Annotated in this window: 6 protein-coding genes; 1 reads left to right on the forward strand and 5 read right to left on the reverse strand. The window is 66.1% G+C overall.

The annotated features are described in order from the left end of the window. Nucleotides 1-66: 66 nt before the first annotated feature. The 5 genes from H8S47_RS14870 to miaA all read right to left on the reverse strand — a co-directional run bounded on the left by H8S47_RS14870 (nt 67) and on the right by miaA (nt 5685). Nucleotides 67-672 (reverse strand): YceI family protein, encoded by a 606-nt coding sequence (locus H8S47_RS14870; RefSeq protein WP_187504606.1) that lies wholly within the window; start codon nt 670-672, stop codon nt 67-69. A gap of 467 nt (nt 673-1139) precedes the next feature. Next, on the reverse strand, nt 1140-2159 hold the full coding sequence (gene ilvC, locus H8S47_RS14875; protein ID WP_120299962.1) for a ketol-acid reductoisomerase: 1020 nt from the start codon (nt 2157-2159) through the stop codon (nt 1140-1142). 106 nt (nt 2160-2265) lie between these two features. Continuing rightward, complete coding sequence (gene ilvN / locus H8S47_RS14880) at nt 2266-2781, reverse strand: acetolactate synthase small subunit (RefSeq protein WP_056048113.1); 516 nt, start codon at nt 2779-2781, stop codon at nt 2266-2268. 143 nt (nt 2782-2924) lie between these two features. After that, nucleotides 2925-4673, reverse strand: a complete 1749-nt coding sequence (locus H8S47_RS14885; RefSeq protein ID WP_187504607.1) for an acetolactate synthase 3 large subunit — start codon at nt 4671-4673, stop codon at nt 2925-2927. Between the two features lie 82 nt (nt 4674-4755). Next, nucleotides 4756-5685 carry a tRNA (adenosine(37)-N6)-dimethylallyltransferase MiaA gene (miaA, locus tag H8S47_RS14890; RefSeq protein ID WP_187504608.1) on the reverse strand — a complete coding sequence of 310 codons (930 nt, stop codon included), beginning with the start codon at nt 5683-5685 and terminating at the stop codon, nt 4756-4758. Here miaA and serB point away from each other — a divergent pair. Further along, the gene (gene serB / locus H8S47_RS14895) at nt 5678-6559 is read left to right on the forward strand and encodes a phosphoserine phosphatase SerB (protein ID WP_187504609.1); all 882 of its coding nucleotides are present in this window, start codon (nt 5678-5680) and stop codon (nt 6557-6559) included. The genes miaA and serB overlap by 8 nt on opposite strands. Nucleotides 6560-6643: the final 84 nt, after the last annotated feature.

The raw sequence follows: 6643 nt of genomic DNA on the forward strand, positions 1-6643 counted from the left end.
GCGTCATTGATGCCGTCCTATCGCGCGGACACGTGCCGTGTCCAGCGCGATAGGAATTTCGACAGATTATTGCGCCGAGAAGGCCGCGTTGATCGTCAGATCGACCTTGTCCGACACCACCGGGGCATAGGCGCCCAGGTTGAAGTCGCTGCGCTTGATCGAGGTCGTCGCGCGGAAACCGAAGTTGAGTTTCTTGTTCATCGGGTTCGCGCCCGCGCCGATGAAGGTCGCCTGGAGCACGACCGGCTTGGTGACGCCCTTGAGCGTGAGGTCGCCGGTGATCGTCGCCTTGTCGCCGGTCGCGACGACCTTGGTCGAGACGAACTTGGCGGTCGGGTAGGTCGCCGCGTCGAAGAAGTCCTTCGACTTCAGGTGGCCGGCGAACGGCGCGGCGGTGACCGAGAGCTGGTCGATCGCGAAATTGACCTCGACCTTGGTGGCGTTCGGCTTGGCGGGATCGATCGTGATGCTGCCCCCCGACGCGCCGAGCTGCCCTTCGAGCATCGAGAAGCCCATGTGGTTGACCTGCCACGTGACCTGCGTGTGGTTGGGATCGACGGCGTAGGTGCCGGCGGTCACGCGCGCCTTGACGGGCGCGCCGGGGATTGCCGCGGTCTGCGCCATGATGGGGGCTGCGGTGAGGACGAGGATGGTGGCTAGGACTAGGCGCATGCGGGGTCTCCTGTTGATCGCGCGATGCTGGCCGAGGGGAGGGGGCGCGTCAAACGGCGTTATGCCAACGCTGTGTTTCGGATTTGGGTCGGTGGGGGGCGGGCACACGGGGTGAACGGCACCGCCACTCTTGTTCCCCGGCGGACGCGGGGGCCCAGCTAAATCCCGATCACCGCCCGAGACCCTGGACCCCCGCGTTCGCGGGGGACAAGGGAGGGGAGACCGGCCCCCACCTCACAATACCACCCCGGCGAAGGCCGGGGCCCAATTGGAAAGGCTTTAGTAACGGGGCGCCGTCCTCAGTTGGCGACGTCCCCCAATTGGGCCCCGGCCTTCGCCGGGGTGGAGTGGGGGTGTGGGGGCAACCGAAACGCGCACCCCGCGCCAGCCCGTCGGACCCGGCGAAGCCGTGCCCTATGGGCAGGCTCCGTCGTGCCGGCCGGTCGATAAAGCGAAAACTGACGAAGTCAGTTTTTGGCTTTGTCGACCAAAGCATTCTTCCCGATCCACGGCATCATCCCGCGCAGTTCCGACCCGATCTTCTCGATCGGATGCGCCAGCGCCTGCTTCCGCGCTGCCTTCAGTTCCGGCTGCCCCGCACGATTATCGAGGATGAAGTTCTTCACGAACCGGCCCGACTGGATATCGGCCAGCACGCGCTTCATCTCGGCCTTGGTCTCCGACGTGATGATCCGCGGCCCGGTCGTGATGTCGCCATACTCCGCGGTGTTCGAGATCGAGTAGCGCATGTTGGCGATGCCGCCCTCATACAGCAGGTCGACGATCAGCTTGGTCTCGTGGAGGCATTCGAAATACGCCATTTCGGGCGCGTAGCCGGCCTCGACCAGCGTTTCGAACCCGGCCTGGATCAGGTGGGTGATGCCGCCGCACAGCACAGCCTGCTCGCCGAACAGGTCGGTCTCGCATTCCTCGCGGAAGTTGGTCTCGATGATGCCCGAGCGCCCGCCGCCGACGCCGCTGGCATAGGCGAGCGCGATGTCATGCGCGTTACCCGACTTGTCCTGGTCGATCGCGATCAGGCAGGGGACGCCGCCGCCGCGGACATATTCGCTGCGCACGGTGTGGCCGGGGCCCTTGGGCGCGATCATGATGACGTCGAGATCGGCGCGCGGCTCGATCAGGCCGAAATGCACGTTGAGGCCGTGGGCGAACGCAATCGTCGCACCCTGCTTGAGGTTGTCGTGCAGGTCGGCAGCGTAGATCGCCGCCTGATGCTCGTCGGGCGCGAGGATCATGACGATGTCGGCCCAGGCGGCAGCTTCCTTGTTCGACTTGACCGCAAAGCCCGCCTCGATCGCCTTCTTGGCGGTGGCCGAGCCTTCGCGCAGCGCGATCGCGACGTCCTTGACGCCCGAATCGCGGAGGTTCTGTGCGTGCGCATGGCCCTGCGAACCGTAGCCGACGATCGCGATCTTCTTGTCGGTGATGAGGTTCAGGTCGGCGTCGCGATCGTAATACACACGCATAGGATTCTTCCTTCTTTCGTCATTCCGGCGGACGCCGGAACCCAGGGTTCCAGGCGGCGCCGATTGTGGCTCTGGATCCTGACGTTCGTCAGGATGACGCAGTAATTCAGGCCGGCTCTTTGCCGCGGGCGATCGCGACGATGCCGGTTCGGGCGACTTCGATCAGACCGACTTCGCCCATAAGTTCGACGAACTTGTCGATCTTGTCGATGCCGCCGGTGACCTCGAACACGAAGCTCGACGTCGTCGCATCGACCACGCGGGCGCGGTAGACGTCGGCGAGGCGCAAAGCCTCGATCCGGTGGTCGCCGGTGCCGCGGACCTTCACCAGCGCGAGCTCGCGTTCGACGTGCGCGCCCTGTGCGGTGAGGTCGGTGACCTTGTGCACCGGCACCAGCCGGTCGAGCTGCGCGATGATCTGCTCCATCGTCGCGGGCGACGCGCTGGTGACGATCGTGATCCGGCTGACCGACTTGTCTGCAGTGATCTCCGACACCGTCAGGCTCTCGATATTATAGCCGCGCGCGGTGAACAGGCCTGCGATCCGGGCGAGGATGCCCGGTTCGTTGTCGACGATGACGGCGAGCGTGTGCCGCTCGGCCTTTTCCTGGGAAATGTGCATGGTTCAGTCTCCCCCCCGCCCGCTTGCGGGAGGGGGTAGGGGGTGGGCGCGCGGATGGCCGCAGGCGATGCCGGTCGGGATTGAGCGCGAGCCCACCCCCGGCCCCTCCCGCATGCGGGAGGGGGGAAGAAGAAACGCGACCATCACACCAGCGCCTTCGCTTCGTCGTCCATCGTGCCGGACACTTCGTTCGCCTGCAGGATCATGTCGGTATGCGCCGCGCCCGACGGGATCATCGGGAAGCAGTTGGTCAGCTGCGACACGCGGCAATCGACGATCACCGGGCCGTCATAGGCGAGCATCTCGGCGATCCCGCTGTCGAGCTGGTCGCGCGTCTCGATCAGGATGCCCTTCCAGCCATACGCCTCGCCCAGCTTGACGAAATCGGGCAGCGAATCCGAATAGCTCTCGGCATAGCGGCTCTCATAGGTGAGCTCCTGCCACTGGCGGACCATGCCCATATACTGGTTGTTGAGGATGAAGATCTTCACCGGCAACCGGTATTGCGACGCCGTCGCCAACTCTTGGATATTCATCTGGATCGACGCCTCGCCGGCGATGTCGATCACCAGCGCGTTCGGATTGCCGAGCTGCGCACCGATCGCGGCGGGCAGGCCGTACCCCATCGTGCCGAGACCACCGCTGGTCAGCCACTTGTTCGGCTTCTCGAACCCGAAATGCTGGGCGGCCCACATCTGGTGCTGGCCGACCTCGGTCGTGATGATCGGCGACTGTGCCTGCGTCGCGTCGAACAGCGCCCGGATCGCGCGCTGCGGCATGATCTCGTTCGGGTCGTTCTCGGGAAAATCGAGGCACTTCACCGCACGCCAGCCGGCGATCCGACGCTGCCAGTCGGTCGTGTCGGGCTTGGGATGCTGGCGGCTCTTCCAGATCCGCACCATGTCCTCCAGCGCATGGCCGACATCCGCGATGATCCCTAGATCGACGCGCACGGTCTTGTTCACCGACGAGCGATCGATGTCGATATGCACCTTCCGCGAGTTCGGGCTGAACGCATCCAGCCGCCCGGTCACGCGGTCGTCGAAGCGGCTACCCAGCGCGACCACGAGGTCGGCCTGGTTCATCGCCATGTTCGCCTCGTACGTGCCGTGCATCCCGAGCATGCCGAGCCACTGCGGGCCAGACGCGGGATAGGCGCCGAGGCCCATCAGCGTCGACGTCACCGGTGCGCCGGTGATGCGGACGAGTTCGCACAGCAACTGGCTTGCGGCCGGGCCCGAATTGATGATGCCGCCGCCGGTATACAGGATCGGACGTTCGGCCGCGGCGAGCATGTCGACGAGTTGCTCGATCTGCGACTGGTCGGCCTTCACCTGCGGGCGATAGGTCTTGTGCTGGATCGGTCCCGGCTTCTTGTACCGGGCGGTCGCGACCTGCACGTCCTTCGGGATGTCGACGACCACCGGCCCCGGACGCCCCGAGGTGGCGATATGGAACGCCTCGTGGATCACGTCGCCAAGCTTGGCGGGATCCTTCACGAGGTAGTTGTGCTTCGAGCAATGGCGTGTGATGCCGACGGTATCGGCCTCCTGGAACGCGTCGGTGCCGATCAGCGCGGTCGGCACCTGGCCGGTGATCACGACCATCGGGATCGAATCCATCAGCGCGTCGGTGATGCCGGTCACCGCGTTGGTCGCGCCCGGACCGGAGGTGACGAGCACCACGCCGGGCTTGCCGGTCGAGCGCGCATAGCCTTCGGCGGCATGCGTCGCAGCCTGTTCGTGGCGCACCAGAATGTGCTTGATCCGGCCGCTGCGAAACAGCGCATCGTAGATCGGCAGCACGGCACCACCCGGATAGCCGAAGACGACCTCCACGCCGAGATCGCACAGCGCCTCGATCAGGATATCGGCTCCACTCTTCTCGGTCATTTCATATCATCCTTTGCGAGAACGCTGCCTTTAGCGTCTCGTGGAGGGGCCGGCTACCGATATAAAAGATGCGTGTCAAACATCATTTGAGCAATATAGTTTCAAATTGCTGCAGGCGCGTTGGGACATTGAGGGCTTCGGTGCGGGTCCAGGCGGCGGGCGGCTGGTGTCGGAGCCAGGTGTATTGGCGCTTGGCATAGCGCCGCGTGGCGAGCGATCCGGCGGCGATGGCGTCGGGTTTCGAGGTCTCGCCGCGAACGAGCGCGGCGATCTCGGGCACACCGATCGCGCGGCGGATCGGGGCGTCCTGTGGGATGTCGGTGCGCGCGAGCAGCGTGGCGATTTCCTCGCGGCTGGTGTCGGCCATCTTGGCGAAGCGCTGGTCGATGCGCGCGTTGAGCCAGTCGCGGTCGGGGATCAGGATCAGCGTGCGGACGTCGATCGTGTCGCCGATCCCGCCGATCTTCTCGGTCTGCCAGTCGGCAAGCGTGCGGCCGGTGCCGCGAACGACTTCGAGCGCGCGGGCGACGCGGGTGGTGTCGGCTGCGTTGAGTTTCTGGGCAGCCTGCGGGTCGAGTTGCGCGAGCGCGGCGTGTGCTTCGGCGACGGGGAGGGCACGGACTTGCTCGCGAAGGTCTGGGTCGATCGCGGGGACGGGCGCGATGCCGTCGAGCAAGGTGCGGGTATAGAGTCCGGTCCCGCCAACCAGGATCGGCAGCTTCCCCTCCGCGAGCGTGTCGCGGATCGCCAGCGTCGCCTCGGTAGCCCAGCGCGCCGCGGAGTAGCTCGCGTCGGCGGCATCGACATGGCCGAACAGCCGGTGCGGGGCGCTCGCTTCTTCTTCTACCGACGGGCGGGCGGTGAGGATGCGGAGGTCGGCATAGACCTGCGCGGAGTCGGCGTTGATGACGACGCCGTCGTGGCGCGCGGCGATGGCGAGCGCGAGCGCGGACTTGCCGCTCGCGGTCGGCCCTGCGATGAGCGCGACCTTCGGGAGAGTTTCTATGTTCACGGCAACGCTTATAGCCTCGGGCACGCTGACCGCAGGCGATATTTCGACCGCGATGGACCGCCTGCGCGACGCCGGCTGCGCGCCGGGCGTCAGCGGCTGGATCGACGAGGGCGACGCCGCCGACCTGATCTTCGGGATGGCGCCGAACGCGGCTCGGGTCGCGCTCGAGGGGGCATTCGCGGCAACTGACGTCGTCGTGCAGTCAAGCCTGACGCGCACCAAGGCGTTAATCGTCGCCGACATGGATTCCACCATGATCACCGTCGAGTGCATCGACGAACTCGCCGACTACGCCGGCATCAAGCCGCAGATCGCGGAGATCACCGAGCGCGCGATGCGAGGTGAACTCGATTTCGAAGCGGCGCTCGACGCTCGCGTGGCGCTCCTCGAAGGCCTGGCCGAAAGCGACATCGAACGCTGCTTAGCCGAGCGCGTGACGATCATGCCGGGGGCGAAAGCTCTGGTCCGGACGATGCGCGCGCGGGGTGCGGTGGCGGTGCTGGTGTCGGGCGGGTTCACCCGGTTCGCCGAGCCGGTGGCGAAAGCGATCGGCTTCGACCGCGCGATCGCCAACGTGCTGGAGATCGAGGGCGGCGTGCTGACGGGGACTGTGACCAAGCCGATCGTCGGGTCGAACACGAAGCTGACGACGCTGCGGGCGGCAATCGCCGAGCGAGGGATCACCGTCGAGGAGTCGCTCGCGGTCGGTGACGGCGCGAACGATCTGGCGATGATCGAGGCGGCGGGACTTGGGGTGGCGTATCATGCCAAGCCCGTCGTTGCGGCCGCTGCGGCTGCGCGGGTGGATCACGGCGACCTGACTGCGCTCCTCTATGCGCAGGGTATCGCGAAGCAGCATTGGGTGCTGGACTAGAGCCTTCACCCCTCCCTGAAAGGGAGGGGCAGGGGGTGGGTCGGTTTCCGCGTTACCCGAACTGGAGTGACTTGAGCGGGCCGG

Origin of the sequence: Sphingomonas albertensis (assembly GCF_014358075.1) — a bacterium.
GTDB lineage: Bacteria > Pseudomonadota > Alphaproteobacteria > Sphingomonadales > Sphingomonadaceae > Sphingomonas > Sphingomonas albertensis.